Source organism: Heyndrickxia oleronia (assembly GCF_017809215.1).
Taxonomy (GTDB): Bacteria; Bacillota; Bacilli; order Bacillales; family Bacillaceae_C; genus Heyndrickxia; species Heyndrickxia oleronia.
In genome coordinates this window covers 1381523-1399670 of record NZ_CP065424.1, presented here as the reverse complement: position 1 = coordinate 1399670, position 18148 = coordinate 1381523, and the positions used below count along the sequence as shown (strand labels likewise).

At 34.1% G+C, this 18148-nt stretch carries 13 protein-coding genes and 1 riboswitch; of the genes, 6 read left to right on the top strand and 7 right to left on the bottom strand.

The window, feature by feature from the left end:
• Positions 1-3 precede the first annotated feature (3 nt).
• The 3 genes from I5818_RS06915 to I5818_RS06905 are packed head-to-tail and all read left to right on the top strand — an operon-like array spanning position 4 to position 3718.
• A complete protein-coding gene (locus I5818_RS06915) occupies positions 4-1503 on the top strand; it encodes a spore germination protein (protein WP_078109454.1) in 1500 nt (499 codons plus the stop codon).
• Between the two features lie 59 nt (positions 1504-1562).
• Positions 1563-2651 carry a GerAB/ArcD/ProY family transporter gene (locus tag I5818_RS06910; RefSeq protein ID WP_058002819.1) on the top strand — a complete coding sequence of 363 codons (1089 nt, stop codon included), beginning with the start codon at positions 1563-1565 and terminating at the stop codon, positions 2649-2651.
• Positions 2648-3718, top strand: coding sequence for a Ger(x)C family spore germination protein (locus I5818_RS06905; protein WP_078109453.1), 1071 nt, complete (start codon positions 2648-2650; stop codon positions 3716-3718). Before I5818_RS06910 ends, I5818_RS06905 begins: the two co-directional genes overlap by 4 nt.
• Positions 3719-3763: 45 nt before the next feature.
• Here the strand turns inward: I5818_RS06905 and I5818_RS06900 are convergent, their stop codons facing one another.
• Positions 3764-4936 (bottom strand): FtsW/RodA/SpoVE family cell cycle protein, encoded by a 1173-nt coding sequence (locus tag I5818_RS06900; protein ID WP_058002821.1) that lies wholly within the window; start codon positions 4934-4936, stop codon positions 3764-3766.
• A 263-nt stretch (positions 4937-5199) separates the two neighbouring features.
• Between I5818_RS06900 and I5818_RS06895 the strand changes: the two genes are divergently transcribed.
• Positions 5200-5517 (top strand): thioredoxin family protein, encoded by a 318-nt coding sequence (locus tag I5818_RS06895; RefSeq protein WP_058002822.1) that lies wholly within the window; start codon positions 5200-5202, stop codon positions 5515-5517.
• Between the two features lie 209 nt (positions 5518-5726).
• On the opposite strand, the gene I5818_RS06890 is transcribed toward I5818_RS06895, so the two are convergent.
• Together I5818_RS06890 and I5818_RS06885 are read right to left on the bottom strand one after the other, a co-directional pair.
• On the bottom strand, positions 5727-6203 hold the full coding sequence (locus I5818_RS06890) for a spore coat protein (protein ID WP_058002823.1): 477 nt from the start codon (positions 6201-6203) through the stop codon (positions 5727-5729).
• Between the two features lie 87 nt (positions 6204-6290).
• Positions 6291-7715 (bottom strand): phospholipase D family protein, encoded by a 1425-nt coding sequence (locus tag I5818_RS06885; protein ID WP_139358076.1) that lies wholly within the window; start codon positions 7713-7715, stop codon positions 6291-6293.
• Between the two features lie 138 nt (positions 7716-7853).
• On the opposite strand from I5818_RS06885, the gene I5818_RS06880 reads away from it, so the two are divergent.
• Positions 7854-7991, top strand: a complete 138-nt coding sequence (locus I5818_RS06880) for a lmo0937 family membrane protein (RefSeq protein WP_139254913.1) — start codon at positions 7854-7856, stop codon at positions 7989-7991.
• A 95-nt stretch (positions 7992-8086) separates the two neighbouring features.
• On the opposite strand, the gene I5818_RS06875 is transcribed toward I5818_RS06880, so the two are convergent.
• Positions 8087-11170, bottom strand: coding sequence for an efflux RND transporter permease subunit (locus I5818_RS06875; RefSeq protein ID WP_078109451.1), 3084 nt, complete (start codon positions 11168-11170; stop codon positions 8087-8089).
• 98 nt (positions 11171-11268) lie between these two features.
• On the opposite strand from I5818_RS06875, the gene I5818_RS06870 reads away from it, so the two are divergent.
• Positions 11269-12129, top strand: a complete 861-nt coding sequence (locus I5818_RS06870; RefSeq protein ID WP_058002826.1) for a TetR/AcrR family transcriptional regulator — start codon at positions 11269-11271, stop codon at positions 12127-12129.
• Positions 12130-12184: 55 nt separating this feature from the next.
• On the opposite strand, the gene mgtE is transcribed toward I5818_RS06870, so the two are convergent.
• From mgtE to helD, 3 genes are all read right to left on the bottom strand, one after another.
• Entirely contained in the window at positions 12185-13543 is a 1359-nt protein-coding gene (gene mgtE, locus I5818_RS06865) for a magnesium transporter (protein ID WP_058002827.1), read from the bottom strand.
• Positions 13544-13990: 447 nt separating this feature from the next.
• Positions 13991-14160, bottom strand: a riboswitch (M-box (ykoK) riboswitch).
• Positions 14161-14235: 75 nt separating this feature from the next.
• A complete protein-coding gene (locus tag I5818_RS06860; RefSeq protein WP_058002828.1) occupies positions 14236-15183 on the bottom strand; it encodes a magnesium transporter CorA family protein in 948 nt (315 codons plus the stop codon).
• Between the two features lie 381 nt (positions 15184-15564).
• A complete protein-coding gene (gene helD, locus I5818_RS06855; RefSeq protein WP_078111254.1) occupies positions 15565-17889 on the bottom strand; it encodes an RNA polymerase recycling motor HelD in 2325 nt (774 codons plus the stop codon).
• Positions 17890-18148: the final 259 nt, after the last annotated feature.

The window sequence follows — 18148 nt, the reverse complement described above, 5'->3', positions numbered from 1 at the left end:
AATATGGATTTTTTTAAGAAGAGAAAAGAAAAGAAACAGCAATTACAAAATATTGAACCTAAAAAGGAAAGTCTCAAGCCTAAATCAAAAGATGTAACAGAAGCAAAATATATTAATAGTCGAACTGGGATGCAATTTTCTTTAACTTTCGTCTCCACAGTTGTAGATGAAGAAATTATTCAAAAGGACATATTACCTGATTTATTAGAAGGAGATTTTGCAACAATTGGAGACATAAAAAAACTTCTTCCTGTAGCAGATGTAGAAATTACTACAGATATGGCCAAGGTCGATCAAAAGATATATAACGGATATATTTTATTACAGGTGGAGACAGATGAGGGGAAATATGCGTTTATAGCTGCTCAAAAGGAAATTACTCGTTCAGTAAGTGCACCAGAAATTGAATTTAGCGTCATAGGTCCAAAAGAAGCGTTTATTGAATCCCTTGATCAAAATTTAAATTTAATTAGAAAGCGGCTTCCTGTCAAACAATTGATTGTAGAGGAATTAACTGTAGGTAAATTATCCAAAACAAGAATTGCTATTCTTTATATGGAAGACATCGTTGAGATGGAAAATGTTGAAACTGTCAAACAAAGACTTGAAAGCTTAGAATTTGATGAAATTAGTGATAGTTCCTTTGTGGAACAATTAATTTCGGATAACCAAGCCTCCCCTTTTCCTATCTTTCTTGATACAGAGAGACCTGATAGGGCAGCTGGCTCTCTCAGTCAAGGAAAAGTGGTTATGGTAGTGGATGGTTCCCCACATGCTTTGATCGGGCCCACTACGCTATTAGAATTTTTCGTTTCGTTTGAAGACTATTACTTGAACTGGATTATCGCAACGTTCTTTCGTATTTTGCGTATTTTCTCAGTTGTCTTTTCCATTATAGTTACACCACTATATGTTGCAGCTCTAACTTATCATTATCAAATGGTTCCCAGAGCAGTTATGGCAACCTTAATCAGTTCACGGCAAGGGGTTCCCTTACCACCTATTTTGGAGGCATTAGTATTAGAAATTACAATTGAGCTTTTACGAGAAGCCGGAGCTAGACTACCAACAAAGATCGGTCAAACAATCGGTATCGTGGGAGGAATTGTTATTGGTACTGCATCAGTTGAAGCTGGATTAACTAGTAATGTCTTACTAATATTTGTCGCCTTAGCTGCACTCGCTTCCTTTACAACACCAATTTACAAAATTGGTAATACCATTCGTTTCATCCGTTTCCCATTTTTAATTTTTGCTCAGCTTTGGGGTTTACTTGGAATTGTATTTTGCTTTTGTATTCTTCTTACCCATTTAATTCGCTTAACTTCGTTGGGTAGACCATATTTAGAGCCAATCTATCCGCCTAGATGGAGTGATTTGAAAGATACCATTGTTCGATTAGGTTTTAGTAAACAGGCAAAACGGCCTAAATATTTACGAACCGATAAGAAGAAACGCTTTTCCTCTAAAAATGCTAAACAAAAGATAGATATTGATGAATAAAGAGTACTAAGAAAGTAGTGAAAGAATTTATCCATTTTTATTCTGTTAGGAGTCATACTATGCAAACAGTACCTGAAAACCGAAAAATATCACCATTCCTCGTTTTTTTTACAGTTACATCCATTCAAATAGGTGTGGGTGCTTTAGGTTTTCAACGACTTATTGCGAAAACAGCAGGTTATGATGCTTGGATTTCTGTTATTATTGCAGGTTTAGCAACCAATATGATTATGTGGATGATGTATAAGCTATTGGAAATGGGAAAAAAGGATCTAAGCGAAACACATAAATTTGTATTTGGAAAATGGATTGGATCGCTATTTAATACTTTCTTTATTCTTTATTTTACCTTTTTTATCATCACCATTCTTCGAACCTATATCGAAATCGTTCAGGTATGGATGTTTCCCGATTTCAATACTTTTTGGTTTACCTTATTCTTCCTCATTCTCTGTATTTATATTGTGAGAGGAGGATTTCGGACAGTAACTGGAATTGCTTTTTTTGGAGTCGTTTTTCCTTCCTATTTAATTGTATTGTTTGGCTTTACGATCCCTTATTCAGATTTCAAGCATTTTTTGCCTTTACTTGATCATTCTCTCAAAGAATTAATTATTGCTTCTCATCAAATGTCCTTAACATTTATGGGGTATGAAGTGTTCCTGATCTACTATCCTTTTATTAAAGAACCAAATAAATCAAAAAAGTGGGCTCATATTGGCCTCTTTTCATCAACCGCCCTGTATTTATATACAACCCTCATATCATTTGCCTATTACAGTGAGGAACAAATTCAAAAATACATTTGGGCGACACTGTCTACGTGGAAAATTGTCCATCTTCCTGTCGTAGAGCGATTCGAATATGTCGGTATTGCCAATTGGTGTTTAATTATTTTGCCGAATGTATGTCTTGCATTATGGTGTGCGAGTCGAATACTTAAACAAACATATAAAATTTCACAAAGAAAAGGAGTATTTATCATAGCAGCTCTTTCTCTTCTAATTATTCCTTTGCTTAAAACCCGACAACAAATAAATATGATCAATAGTATTTTAGGGAATTTAGGTTTTTTAATTAATTTTATCTATATTCCATTTTTATTAATTTTAGTTTGGCTGTTAAAGAAGGTGAAGCTGAAATCATGAAAAAATATTTACTCATTTTACTATGTACAACCCTACTAACAGGTTGTGTGGAAAAGCAAATTATTGATGAATTAAATATTGAAACAGCTCAAGGATATGACCTAGCTGAGAATGATCATTTGAAAGGTACCCTTCTTTATGTAAAATATTTACCCGATAAGAGCTTTCAAAATCAAACCTTAACAACGGTAGCTGAAACAAGCAGGGATGTTCTAACAGCACTTGAACGACGTTCCAGTGATCCTCTTGTTACAGGGGGGATTCAAGCTGTATTATTTGGGGAAGAATTAGCTAAACATGGCTTTGTTAGACTGATTGATTCCCTCCTAAGAGATCCGAATGTAGGTTCAAGAACTTTATTAGCAATGGTAGAAAAGGATAATGCACAAGATGTATTAGAAGGGAATTATGGATTTAAAGGAAATGGTACCTATATTAAAAATCTGCTCACACATAATATGAAAAATCGCGATGTTCCTAAACTAAACCTTCACCTATTTGGAAACTATTACGCTTCAAGAGGTAGAGATGCTTTTTTACCTATACTAAAGAAAATAAATGACAACACGTTAGAAATAGTTGGGATAGGAATTTTTAGTATAAACAAGGTTGTTTATAAAGTTAGTGAAGAGAAAATGTTCTATTTTAAACTTATGGTGGACAAGTATAGTGAAGGAAGTAAAATTGTTAATTACGGAAAAAATGAAACGGTGATACGAAGCATTCATTCCAAAAATAAAATTAAAATTATAAAATCTCCTGGCAAACTTCATGCTAATATCTATATCAATGTCGATGCTGTAGTACGTGAATACTCTGGAAAAAAAGTATCCCACAAAGTAATCAACGGTCTCGAGCAAGCAATGGAAAAGGATATAAAGAAAGAATGCTTAAAAATGCTACACACTTTTCAAGATAGAGGCATTGACCCCGTGGGACTTGGCGAATATGTAAAAAGTAAAACCAAACACTATAATTATGATAAATGGTGGGATGAGGATTACAAGAAAATCACCTTAAATGTTATCCCGAAGGTAACGATTATGGAAAGTGGAACGGTTGAATAAAAAAAGCTAGCCCGAAACTTAATATGTGACGGGCTAGCATACTGTCTATTTTTCTCCACCGAACATATACTTTTTATAATGATATCGTATCGAAAATATTAATCCAATGGCAAACATATTACCCATTAAGGAGCTTCCTCCATAACTAATAAATGGCAAAGGAATACCAGTAATCGGTAAAAGTCCAATTGTCATTCCGATATTCTCAAATACATGAAAGGTAATCATCGCAATTACACCAGCACAAATATACGAATAAAATTCATTCTTTGTTTCTAAGCTCGCTTTAGTAATGTGATAGATCAACATAAAAAATAAACTTACAACCACACTGGCACCAATAAAACCGAAGCTCTCGCCAATCATACTAAAAATAAAATCGGTTTGTCTTTCCGGTATATCCACTTCCGTAAGACTAAATTGTTTTCCAAAAGTTTGTCCGGAGCCAATGGCAAGAAGGGAATTGATTAATTGATACCCCTCATTACTCTTATATTTATATGGATCAAGCCATGAGTTAATCCGATCAAACTGATAAGGCTTTACATGTAAATATTTTTCTAATATCTCTGGCATCCAAATAGCAAAATAAAGCACGATTCCTGCAATAAAACTTCCTCCGCCGAAAATAGGCAATAATAATTTCCATGTAATCCCTGATACAAAAATGACCCCTAAAAGAATTGATATGACTACTAGTGAGGTTCCTAAGTCAGGTTGTTGCATAATTAGCGCAAGGGGAAGTAAAGTAACTAAACCTAATTTTACTAATAACCAAAAATCGGTTTTCAATGTCTTAATGATAAATTTATCATGATGATCTACTACCGTTCTTGCTAATGCTAAAATTAAAAAGACCTTCATGACCTCCGATGGCTGGAAGGTACCCATAAACGGAACTGTAAACCAACTTTTTTGCCCCTTCGTTACATGGGCAATGCTTTCTGGAGCAATAATCAAAAATGTTAATAGAAAAATTCCAAATCCATATAAATACCATGATAATCTTTTTAACTGATCGGAATCAAAATGAATCGTAACGGCTATTATACATACTCCCACTACATACCAAACTACTTGTTTGATGACAAAGTTTTGATCTAATTGACCTGATTTTTGTGCACTATAAATAGAAATAATACTGACCAAACACATTAACATTAATGTTAAAACAAGACCATAATCTATTTTTGAAGTTTTCCCTGTCTGAGAAGTCATACAATCCTCGTCTCCTAATACAATCTAACAAATACACACTTTAATTTTCTTTATGTATTATATTTCTATTATACTTAATCCCTTCAAAGAGACAAAGAAACAATTTGTGCCAAGATATTATTTTATATTATTTACATGGAAACATCCACAAAAGAAGACTAATTTATTGAATGAATTTATTAATCTATATACAATACTAATAGTACCTGACATGGTCCTAAAAAAATAATTTAACATGTTATCATTAAGGAGGAAAAATAATAATGGAAGAAATTAAATCAATTGAAACATTTGAAGAAATTATTTCTGGTAATGATCCTGTAATCATAAAATTCTATGCGGGTTGGTGTCCAGACTGTACACGTTTAAATATGTTTATTGATGAAGTAATTAAAGATTATTCACAATATAAATGGTATGAAATAAACCGTGATAATTTTCCGGAGCTAGCTGAAAAGTATAATGTTATGGGTATTCCAAGCTTATTAATTTTTCAAAACGGAGAAAAGTCCGCACACCTTCATAGTGCAAATGCAAAAAGTCCTGAGCAAGTTCGAGACTTTCTTGATAGTCAAAAGTAAAGGCTGTTTTTGAATCATTTGTTGCTTTGTAAAAGCCCAACTACCAGCTTTTACACCCATTAATGGATAGTAACGGTTTTGATGGAGATTTCAGCTCTTTTCTCAGTAAAATGAAAGTTGTGGTGATCTTCAGCCGATATTTATTTTCAATCGCAACAATATTTGTGGGTAAGAGGATGATTTAAATCATCCTCTTTTTTTGTTGCATATTAATATTTCATTGTTAATGCTTTTTCAGCATTTTCAGCGTCATTTGTAAGTAATTGATGAAGATCAAATGCCGGATAATACCCATGCTTATTCATATATTCAAATACTTTAGTATGCCATTTAATACTATTATTTAAATGCTTTGTAAATACAGATTTAAGCTCTGGAGTGGCAGTTTCAGTAATTGCAGCTGCATAAGTTCTTACAGATGTTTTTGCAGCACCTAGCAAATTTCCCGCAAAGAATGCACTATCGTCTTGACGTTCATGCGCATATGCTCGAGGTGCTCTTGAAATAAATGGAACGAGCTCCTTTATATTTTTTTCCAGTGAACGGATTGAAAATAAAAATAGATCACGTAATTCTGGGTTCGTTACCTTTTTTAATGATTTTTTTAAATGTATTAAACAATTGCTTTGCAATGCAATTAATTCATGTAATTCTAATGTTTCATGCCATGCTAAATGTCTTGCCATCTTTTCTCTCCTCCTCTTTTCAAATCGCATTATTATATGCAAATTTAGACGATTAGGAAGGTATTCCTTATAAAAATAGTAAATCATTCAGTAAGTAGTTAATTGCAATAGCTCCTGCATTCTATAGATTCCTTCTTGGAAATAGATGAACCTACTTTGGAATTTTGAGAAATCAAGTGTAAAATCACCATCGCGGTTTTCCCATAGTCGATGAAAATAACGATTTAGTTGATGAACTACTTTAGATTGATTCGGAGCCTTTATTTTTATATCAGTCTCTAAATTATAATCGGCAAGATTACGAGAGGTAAGATTTGCAGAGCCATTAAAAATTAGTGAATATTTATCTTTTTTAATAAAAATAAGCTTCGGGTGAAATTGTTCCTTTTTCGTATTATACCAACGTATTTGAATCTTCCCTTTCGATTTCTTATGCAGCTCATGAGCAACAGGTCGATTAGGTAAACCAGATTTTTTGTTTCCAAAAGCATTTTCATTTGGATCCAAGATTAAGTTGATTTTTACGTTTCTCTGAGAGGCTTCCAACAAGGAATGAATAATTTTTCTATCAGCGAGATAAAACATCGCCATCCACAACTCATCTCCAGCTTTTAATCGGTTAATTTCTCTTAAAACATGCTTATATATCTTTCCCTCTGTTAATAACTGAAATTGATGATCACCTTGCTGCCCCCCCTTTTCCGTATATATTGGGAGCTTCGGTCCATTTGATATATTAACTGCTGCCTGCTCAGATTCTAGTAGATCATGAATAATCGGTCCGCTTATTTCAATGCCATGGTTAGAAAAATAAGCACTTGCATCATGAGGATTTCCTGATGCGATGAAAACAGTTTTATCAGTCGCAATCGTTTTTCGATGATTGGCTTTTATATTTAATAATTTTAAATAAGAACGAATGGTCATTTTGGGAGCATTATCTGCCATAGCATTAGGAATCCACTCTTGTCCTGACTGTCCAAACCATTTAAAAAACATCCTCCATATACTTGAATAAAGTGGAGTTGAATCTCGCAATGGATCAAGGTCTGTCATAATTACTTCAATCCCATTTTTCTTTAATCTTTCAAGTTCCTTCGATTTATGTGAACCATAAGAAGTATTAATCTCATCCGTGATAACCATAATCCGAACTTCTGGTTGCTGCTTCTTTTTATTAATCAATTGATTAGCGAAACTCTCACTAAGTGGCGGAAAATGAAGATGTTTATCGTAATAACCATTAAATAAAAAAAAATCACAAACGATAAACTGCTCTGCCTCCTGAATAATTTGAAAAACCCGAGGAAAGATTTCATGTTCTACTTTAAGCTCATTTCCCCTTTGATAAGTTAAATCTGTTAATAAAGTAACCTCCTTATCGGTTCCACGATAAATCCTCCCCTCATAGGAAAGTCCCTTTGGAAGTGGTTTATAAGAATGATAAAGAATAGTACCGCAATATGTAATAAAAAAGATAGTAACAAGAATAAAAAGAACCTTCCTCATCATGATCCCCCAATTTTCATAATCACTTCATAGCTTTCCCCACTCAGGAATGAACATGAGAAGATTTCATAACTTTCCAATTGGTTTGGAATTGTCAACCATGGGTAAACTATTACAAATACAAAGAGGAGGAGACTGAATATGCTTTGGGCAATAATTGGCATACTAATTTTACTCTGGATCTTAGGACTCATCGGACATATTGCAGGAGGATTTATTCATATCCTACTTGTTATAGCCGTAATCATCCTGGTCATTAAATTAATTAAACGTGTATAAAAAAATGGGACAAGGGGTCAGGTCCACTGTCCCACTGTCCCACAATAAAAAAAAGCCTTACAAGCTAAAAAATTGACTTGTAAGGCTTTTTTCCTTTAGTTTTCCTCTATTTCATTCCGCTTTTTCTTGAACATCTTAGACAAGACTTCATAGACAATTGGTACTACAAGTAATGTTAATAATGTGGAGCTTGTTAAACCACCAATAACAGTAATGGCAAGACCTTTCGAGATTAGTCCCCCACCGCCTTCTCCTAATGCTAGTGGAATTAACGCACCAACTGTTGCAATTGCTGTCATCAAGATTGGACGCAGTCGTGTAGCCCCTGCCTCTAATATTGCCTGACGCATAGACATACCATCACGTTCCATATGAATTATTCGGTCTACTAATACAATGGCATTTGTCACTACAATACCGATAAGCATCAATAATCCCATCATAACTGGTACAGAGATCGTTTCGCCCGCAAGGAATAATCCAACGAATGATCCGATAACGGCAAATGGTAATGAGAAGAGAATCGCAAATGGTGCCACACCCTCGCGGAAGGTAACCACAAGAATAAAGTACACAATGGCAATCGCTGCCAACATCGCGACACCTAGTTGTGTAAAGGCCTCATTCATATCAGCCTGTACACCAGCAACATCTACAGTTACTCCTTTTGGTAAATCCATTTTATCAATTTTATCACCAATATCAGCAGTTACTTTTGAAACATCTTTTCCTTTAACTTTACCAGAAACAGTTGCATAATACTCACCTTTACTACGTGCAAGTGTATTTAGCGTTGTTCCTTTCTTCACCTTAACTAGCTCAGAAAGAGGCATTGTGTTACCAAGCGCTGTTGGAATTTGCTTATCCAAAATATCATTGATAGATTCTGGCTGTGCAGCTTGTTCTTGTTGAACAACTACATCTAATGAATCTCCATCTTTTTCAACTGTTGTTAAGACATCTTTTGTTTTTTGTGGACTTAACATCCCAACAAGCTGACCTGTTGTTAAACCATATTTCAATAAATTTCCTTGTTCCACTCGGAATGTATATTCAACATATGCATCTTCCGCACTTGATGAGACATCTTTAAGATCGTCATTCTTATTCATTAAGTCTTCTACTTTTTTTACAGTCTGATTGAGTTTATCTAAATTTTCACTGTAGAAAGTATAACTTACTTCATTACTTGATCCAGACATTGAAGAGAAGTCCTGGCTCTTCCATGTACCAGATTGATCAAGAGTCGTCACGTACTTTTCTATTTTTTCTTTCTCTTTTGGAAAATCTTTCATGTCAGGGTCAAAAATCAAGTACATTAATGCCCCACCTGAGCCTCCGCCCATCATCATAGCCGAAGCATCACCTGGCTCCGTGACAGATACTTGCACAATATCAATATCATCACGTTTGAGCATTTTCTCTTCGACTGCTTTCACATTCTCCAAAGTATCTTTTTGAAGTTCTCCCGTTTTTGGTGTATACGTTAAGTACATCACCTTTTCCTCTTCACTACCTAAAAAGCTAAACCCAATTAATGGAGTTAACGCTAAGCTTCCTACTAATAATAGAACTGCAAGAATCGAAGCAATCCATTTATGATTAAGCACTTTATCTAATATTCTTTTATATCCTCTTGCTAATTTACCAGCTTCTTTATGGCTACCTTCCGTTCTTTCACCATATAACTTTTTCCTAAATAAAAAGTGAGATAAGGCTGGAACAATGGTAATTGCCACAAGTAAAGATGCTCCAAGTGCAAATGCCATCGTTAATGCGAAAGGCATAAACAACTCGCCAACCATGCCACCAACGAATATCATAGGTGCAAATACAGCTACAGTTACTAAAGTAGATGACATAATTGGTTTGAACATTTCAATCGTTGCTTCACGAATTAATGCCCGACCTGTTAATTTTTCTTCTTTCAGATGGAGGCGTCGATAAATATTTTCCACAACAACAATTGAATCATCGATAACCCTACCAATCGCAACAGTTATTGCACCTAGGGTCATTATATTTAATGTAATATCTAACCAGTGGAGCAATAGCAATGCCATGAAAATAGAAACTGGTATAGATACAATTGATATAATGGTTGATTTAAAGTCACGTAGGAAAAGAAGAATGATTAATACAGCAATTAATCCACCGAATACGGCCTTTTCCACCATCGTAGACACAGATTTTTCGATTGGTTCACCTTGGTCAAGTGTGATATCAATCTTTAGACCATCATTTTTTTTCTTTTCATCTTTTACAAGATCCTTCACCTCGTTGACAACGTCAACTGTATTTGCCTGTTGTCCCTTTACAATCTGTATGGCAATAGCATCCTTCCCATTTGTTCGAGAAACTGACTGTACTTTACCGACAGTTTTAATTGTTGCTATGTCACTAAGCTTCACAAATGGGGTTGGATTTGTCGCTGATGGGGTAACAGGAACCATCATATTTTTCAATTCATCAATGGTCATGAACTTGCCATCAATAGCGACAGCTTGTTCACCTTCTTTAAACTCATAAAGCCCTAAAGAAACAGACATGTTACTTGCTTGGATGATTTCTTTCACCTTATCTTCTGTTAAGCCTAATTCATCCATTTTAGTTTTATTATAAGTTAGATCTACTTCCTCAATATGCTGACCTGTAATCGTGGCAGAAGCCACACCATCTAACTTCTCAATTTTCGGTAGTAAACTCTCCTCTACCGTTGATGTTAAGTCAACGATATCCTCTTTGGAACTGCTGACACTTAGTGCCACTACTGGCATCATATTCATACTAATAGCAGATGTTGTCGGTTCCTGTGCTCCCTCAGGTAATTTCACCGTATCTAATGCTGACTTCAACTCACGCTTTGCTTCGTCCATATCGATCCCATATTCATATTCAACCTGGATACTTGCCATGTTTGAATATGAATTTGAATAAACGGATTTTACATGATCAAGACCTTCTACTGCCTTCTCGATTGGCATAGATATATCATTCATTACCTGTTCAGGAGTTGCACCAGGATAAACATCCGATACCATTAAGAAAGGAATTGAAATATCAGGAATGGTCTCTGTTTTCATTCGTGTACCTGAATAAATACCAGATACAGTTATTATTATCGTAAGCAACCAAACTGCTAGTTTATTCTTTAAAACAAAATTGACTAACCCTCTCACTTTTACACCTACCCTTATTTGACTTATTTAGCCTATTTTTCTATAATAATGACTACTTGGTCATTTGTCAAATAAAGACATAGGAGCGATTAATTCAAATGGTTAAAAAACAATTAATAATGGAAAAGGCATTGGAGCTTTTTGCTAGGCAAGGTTTCGAGGCAACTTCTGTACAACAAATAACAGAGCACTGTGGTATTTCTAAAGGGGCATTTTATTTATCTTTTAAATCAAAAGATGAATTGATTATTGCTCTCATTGACCACTTTATGATGCAAGTAATCGCAGATATTGACCATATAGTCAGAGGAGATATCAAAAACGAGATACTCTTATATAAATTTTATTATACAATTTTACAATCTTTTCATAATCATTCGGACTTCGCAAAACTTCTTATGAAAGAACAGTCGCAAACTCTCAACGATGAATTGATGCAAAAACTGCATTACTATAATAGTTTACTTGATAAAACTATTTTATTATTGCTTGAACGTCTCTATGGAAAAACCGTATTAAAGACAAAATATGATCTAATGTATTGCGTCAAAGGCTTTATGAGTATGTACTCGCATTTATTCTTGTTCTTTAACCTTCCACTTGATTTGGATCAATTAGTAAGATCACTAGTGGAAAAGACAAATATACTTGCTGAGCAGGCGTCCAACTCCTTTCTTTCAAAAGAACTGGTCCAAATTACAAGCCAAGCAATGAATGAAAAGATTTCAATAGAACAAATCCTTCCAATGATTGATCAAAAAATATCAGAATTAGAAGAGTCTATCGAAAAGGAATCCCTCATCCTCCTAAGGCAGCATCTAATAGAACCAAGCCTAAGCCCCGCAATCGTCAAAGGGTTACAAGAGAATATACGCAATCATCCACATTGCAAATGGATTGCCTATTTAATTCGAAGATACTACGGGGACATAGGGTCCGGTCCAATGTCCCAGCAATAAAAAAGAGGTCTGTTTACTACTTATTAAACAGACCTCTTTTTAACTATAAAATTTATTACATTAATTTAGATATAAATGCTGTTGCAATCCCAAAATAAATAAGTAAGGATAAAATGTCATTTAATGTAGTAATTAATGGACCAGAAGCGACTGCAGGATCAATCTTAAAGCGATATAAAATTAAAGGAATAATAGTCCCAGCTAATGTTCCAATGATTAATGTCATAATTAACGAACTACCTACAACTAACCCTAAAACAGGACTACCCTGCCAAATATAAGCGATAATCGAAATTAAAATTCCACAAGTAACCCCAATGATAAGACCAACAGAAAATTCACGGAAGATTAGTTTTAAAACAACCTTTTTATTAATATCGTGTGTAGCCAACCCTCTTACAACAACTGCTAACGACTGTGTTCCCGTATTCCCCGTCATTCCTGCGATCATAGGCATAAAGAACGTTAACGCAACAACCTTTGATAATGTATCTTCAAATCCGCTAATAATGGTTCCAGATACTAAACCAATAAATAATAGCAAGATTAACCAAGGCAATCTTCTATATGCAGCAACAAAAGCTTTCGTATCAAAATCTATCGCCTTACCAGAGGCAGATAGCTTTTCAATATCTTCATTCGCCTCTTGAATAAAAACATCAATAATATCATCAACCGTTACAATCCCTACTAACTCATTGTTATTCTCAACAACAGGGACAGCTAAAAAATCATATCTTTCAATAACACGGGCAACTTCCTCTTGATCAGCGTCTGTTGAAACAGATATCACTCGACTAAACATGATGTCATAAATTTTTTCGTATTCATCCGCTAATATTAAGTCTCGGTAAGATACAACACCGACTAATCGTTTTTCCTCATCAATGACATATAAATAGTTAATCGTTTCAGAGAACTCCGCAAATATCTTAAGCTTATCAACCGTTTCACGAACTGTATAATGTTGCGGTATCCACACAAAACGATTGGTCATCAATCTACCCGCTGTTTCAGGAGAGTAATTCATGATATTTTTAACAATTGTAGATTCCTCTTGTTTCATACCTGAGAGAAGCTCATCTATTTTCTCCGGTGACAAATGCTCAAGTAAAGAAGCTAGATCATCATTATCCATGAGATCCATTACTGGTCCTGATTTCTCTCCACCTAGTTTTGCAAGTACCTTTAATTGGTATTCCTTATCAAGCTCTTGGATAAGCTCTGCGATTTGCTCAGGATAAAGAAACAACAGGAAACGGGTATAATGTTTTTCTGGTAGGCTCTCAAATATCCGTGCTATATCATAAGGATGAAGTTCATCTAAAATTTCTTGGAACTCTTTTCTTTTTCCTTCTTTGATGTTTTTTATGATTTGAATGATGATTTGGTCTTCTGTCATATTCATTATCAACTTAGACACTCCTTTTCGAGGAAGAAAGAGGATTTTCCCAAATATAAAGGGAAAATTATATAATTTCTACCTTTTCATTATTCCCCTAAACATCGAAAAGAAAGGCAAGAGACCACTAAAAAATATTTTTTTAAAAACAGAACACTAGTGTTCTATTCCCGTTTTTTTAAAGGGACAAACATTCTTCACATCGATCAGTGGATCCTTCCTTTTCTCCACTTCTCTTTCATAGGGGTATGAGAAGTGAACGTTTTTAACTAAAAATTTATTCATATATATAGGTACCGAATCAGGTAAATTGTCCATTCTCATCACCACCTAAATTAAAATCTTAACTTTATGGATAGTAAAATTTAGTAAAAATACCCAAAGCTAAAAGAATAAAATAAAAAACATCCCCCAACGAAGAGGATGTTTCAATAATTGACAAAAAAATGATCATGATTGAATAAGACTCAAATCGTTGAGCTTTAGCACTATATGGCATAGGATAACGTTCATCCAGCTACATTAAAAACCACCTTAATTCGATGGTTCCTGTTGACCCATTGGCGTCTTTCGAAATTTCTGGGCAGCAGCATATCTCCATATAGGAGCCTCACCTAACGAGGTTATTAAATTTTACTATTCCCTTTTATTTATACGCAGTAAACAAAATAATGTCAACATCTAGAGCAAAATATTTAACCCATTTAAAAATATTTCTTCTTCCAAAAAACAAATGCCGTCATACTAGCTAAAAAGATTGCAAATAAAATAGCAGTTTGAAAGGCATGTGGATAATTTTCTAAGTTAAATGGTAAATGTACATTCATCCCAAGGAAACTAGCAACCATCGTTGGAAATGACAGAATAATTGTGATAGAAGTTAAAAACTTCATTACACCATTTAAGTTATTAGAAATTATTGAAGCATATGCGTTCATCATACTACTTAAAATTGAACTATAGGTCGATGCCATCTCAATTGCCTGAGTATTTTCAATAATGACATCCTCTAATAAATCCTTATCCTCTTCATACATTTTTATATAATTTATTCGCAAAATTTTATCTAGCACCATTTTATTTGACTTCAAAGAAGTGGTAAAATAAACCAAACTTTTCTCTAATGCTAATAATGAATATAACTCTTTATTTTTCATCGACGATTGGTGAAGCTCCCGCTCAACCTCATCTGTTTTCTTATTAATTTGTTTCAAGTAACGTAAATAATAGGATGAAATAACAAATAAAATTTGTAAGGCAAATCTTGTTTTTTTAAACGTATAGAATTCTTTCTTTTTGTTATTTTTAAAATCCATTAATACTTGGGCATCCTTTAATGATATCGTAATGATGCACTCATTTGTTAAAATAATTCCAAGTGGCAATGTTTCATAAACTGAATAACCAGATTCATCCTTCGATATATATGGATAATCAATAATAATAAATACATCGCCCTCTTCTTTTTCGATACGGGACCGTTCTTCGTCATCCAATGCGTCTTTAATAAAATCAACTGGTACATTGGCATGATCAGCGACAAATTGAATTTCTTGTTCGCTTGGAGAAACTAAATTAATCCAACATCCTTTTGTAATGTCGGTTACAGTTTCTAATTTGTTCATTTTATTTGTTTTATAAATTTCTAACATAAGCCAACCTCCTCTTGTTGAGCGAGGAAGTCATTTTACCTTCGATCGGAAAGTAGATATATTGACTTCCTCATATGTTATTGGTTCAGGATCCAAATATATCAACTCCCTTTGAATGTAATACTTTCTAATCTTAAACTAAAATTGTATAAAAGGACAATGCATTTGAAAAACATTTCATTTTTCAGAATTCTATTATCATTATAGTGTGCAATCATAAAAATGCGCATAAATCGCCATTCAAAATAAATTGGAAATCGAACAGCCTATAAATAAATAAACGAAAAAAACGCTTTATGCAGCGTTTTTTCGTTTATCAGTAAATTTAACAGTTTACCTTTCGTCTAATGATTATCTTCTAAACCAAGCCTTTATCAGTCACTAGTCTAACGAATATAGTTCTGAATCAACTGCATCAAAAAGCCGAGACGGTTTACCTACACTTGTAATGATCAGTTGGTGCATGGCTCTAGTACAAATCGTATAAAGTAATGTTCGTTCAGAATCCTGATGATACATTTCATTGGAAGCATTTAATACAATCACACTGTCAAATTCCAAGCCCTTCGCTAAATAAGAAGGAAGGAGCATCGGACCATCAACGATTTCCTGATTTTTCATCCCTATTAAAGTAACATTTATTTTGTTCTTTAAAAGTTGAAATGCCTGTTCACAGTCCTTCATAGTTTTACCTATAATTGCGACTGAACCCGATATTTTTGTTAATTTATTCACCTGATCGGTTATTTCTTCTATTAATTGATCAACATCATTTCTGACAATGATAGTCGGTTTTTTCCCTTCTCTCTCAAAAAGCTCAATTTCCTCACCGTCTTGTAAAATCTCCTTTGTAAACGCAGTTATGGCTGCAGTGGAACGATAGCTCTTTGTTAAACGGATAATCTCTGCTTTTTCTGCACCAAAAATATCAATTGCAGTTTGAATCGTCGGTTTTTTCCCCTTATTGAAAATCGATTGATTGATATCCCCCAGCATCGTAAATTTACTATACGGAAACATATATTTCATATATTCAAGTTGAAGCGGGGAATAATCTTGTATTTCATCTATGAACACATATTTGATTGATGTTTGAGATTTTCTTCCCTCAATGAGATCACTTAAATATAAATATGGTACAACATCCTCCATATGAATTTTTTTATGATTTAATGCGTGAATCGTATGATTTTGAATTTCCAGCCATTCTCTATCAGAAAGCTCAAATTCATCAAGATGAATAAATTCAGATGCTTTCTTTAGAAAATCAACAAACTGAGCTTTTATATGAAAGAAACGGTATCTCTTAACAGCAACCTTTATTTTGCGAAAGTATTTTCGGACAATTTGCTTAGCTAGATACTCTTTTTCTTGATCAAATGAATCAAAGACAACCTTCCCTTTTCGTTCCCCTTTTAGTGAATGTTGGAAAGCTTTTAAGTAATCTTCTCGATCAAGAAGTTCCATCTCCTCTTCAACCCAATCCTCTTGTTCCTCCTCTAGCGCTTTTTCTTCTAAGCGTTTTAATAATTCTTTCGTAACTAATGGAAAACGATTAGGCAATGAAAATGATGAATCATAGGAATAGAAAAGCTCAGAAATTTCCTCCTTCGATATGAGAACCTTTCCCCGAAAACGAATATCTTTAAAAAAGAGACCAGATTCATTTAAATCAAGTACATATTTATTTATAGCCTGGAAGAAGGAGCGATCTCCTTTCAATTGTATCGCTTTAGACCTCCACGTATTCTCTATTTCATTTACACTATTTTCGAATTGCTCAAATAAACTTTCCAACTCCAAATCAGGAAACCTTGATTGGGCATAATCAAAAAAGGTTGTTTGCACAATATTACTTTCCCCGAGCTCAGGAAGCACTTTTGAAATATAGTGATTAAATAAACGGTTTGGTGAAAAAAGTATCATTTGCTCAGAATGCAAAGAATCCCTAAATCGATATAAAAGGTAAGCAATTCTTTGCAAGGCTGCAGAAGTTTTCCCGCTTCCAGCAGCTCCTTGAACGAATAAGAGGCGACTGCTTATATCCCTTATAATCTTGTTTTGCTCCTTTTGGATAGTAGCTACAATACTTTTCATATGTGTATCTGCTTTATTTCCTAAGACTTCCTGAAGCATTTCATCCCCAATGGTTACTCCTGTATCAAATAATGATTCAATACGCCCATTTTTAATTAAAAATTGACGTTTTAATAGCATTTCACCAGATCGTGAACCTTCCGGGGTTTCATAAGAGACAGGCCCCGGACTTCCATCATAATAGATGCTTGATATTGGTGCCCGCCAATCATAGACAAGATATTCATCATTTTCATCGATAAATGATGCAATCCCGATATATATTTTTTCTTCCGTTTCATCATTCTCTTTAAAATCTACTCTTGCAAAATAAGGTGATTGTTCAAGCTTCTTCAGTGTTTCAATACTTTCTTCTACATGTCCATAGCTTCGTTCACGCTCAGAAAGCAATTCCGCTTGCTGTCGAATACTTGTAAATGTTTCAATAACATCATCAGGTTCATCTAAATTAACCGTCACATCTTCCCAAAAGTTTTGACGTATTTCTTCAGCCTCATCCTTTACTGATTTTACCTGGGATATCAGGAATTTTTCTTTTTGTTTTACCTTTGCTACAGTTTCATCTACTCTTTGTTGTTCCTGTAACCATTCATCATTTTGATTTGACATAAGAAACCTCCTGAAAAAAATGTGAAATAGTTGACATCGCACTTTAAATGTGATAATGTTAATATAGGGTATTTATAAACTACACCAACAAACAATGTCATGCATCTCTAAATTATATCACCTTTGTCATCTTCTTTCCAGTTATCCTCTTCATTTTTTCAATCCTTTATAATAAGTACATAACCTTTTCATTTTATATTACATTTTCTACATAAGAAAAATGCATGTGTATTTTTGTGTTGCGCACAGATAAATAAAA

Excerpts from the sequence above, each read along its gene's own strand:
- I5818_RS06895 (WP_058002822.1), top strand. The coding sequence starts at position 5,200 with ATGGAAGAAATTAAATCAATTGAAACATTTGAAGAAATTATTTCTGGT.
- I5818_RS06915 (WP_078109454.1), top strand. The coding sequence starts at position 4 with ATGGATTTTTTTAAGAAGAGAAAAGAAAAGAAACAGCAATTACAAAAT.
- I5818_RS06870 (WP_058002826.1), top strand. The coding sequence starts at position 11,269 with ATGGTTAAAAAACAATTAATAATGGAAAAGGCATTGGAGCTTTTTGCT.
- I5818_RS06860 (WP_058002828.1), bottom strand. The coding sequence starts at position 15,183 with ATGTTAGAAATTTATAAAACAAATAAAATGAACAAATTAGAAACTGTA.
- I5818_RS06880 (WP_139254913.1), top strand. The coding sequence starts at position 7,854 with ATGCTTTGGGCAATAATTGGCATACTAATTTTACTCTGGATCTTAGGA.
- I5818_RS06910 (WP_058002819.1), top strand. The coding sequence starts at position 1,563 with ATGCAAACAGTACCTGAAAACCGAAAAATATCACCATTCCTCGTTTTT.
- I5818_RS06885 (WP_139358076.1), bottom strand. The coding sequence starts at position 7,715 with ATGATGAGGAAGGTTCTTTTTATTCTTGTTACTATCTTTTTTATTACA.
- helD (WP_078111254.1), bottom strand. The coding sequence starts at position 17,889 with ATGTCAAATCAAAATGATGAATGGTTACAGGAACAACAAAGAGTAGAT.
- I5818_RS06890 (WP_058002823.1), bottom strand. The coding sequence starts at position 6,203 with ATGGCAAGACATTTAGCATGGCATGAAACATTAGAATTACATGAATTA.
- I5818_RS06900 (WP_058002821.1), bottom strand. The coding sequence starts at position 4,936 with ATGACTTCTCAGACAGGGAAAACTTCAAAAATAGATTATGGTCTTGTT.
- I5818_RS06905 (WP_078109453.1), top strand. The coding sequence starts at position 2,648 with ATGAAAAAATATTTACTCATTTTACTATGTACAACCCTACTAACAGGT.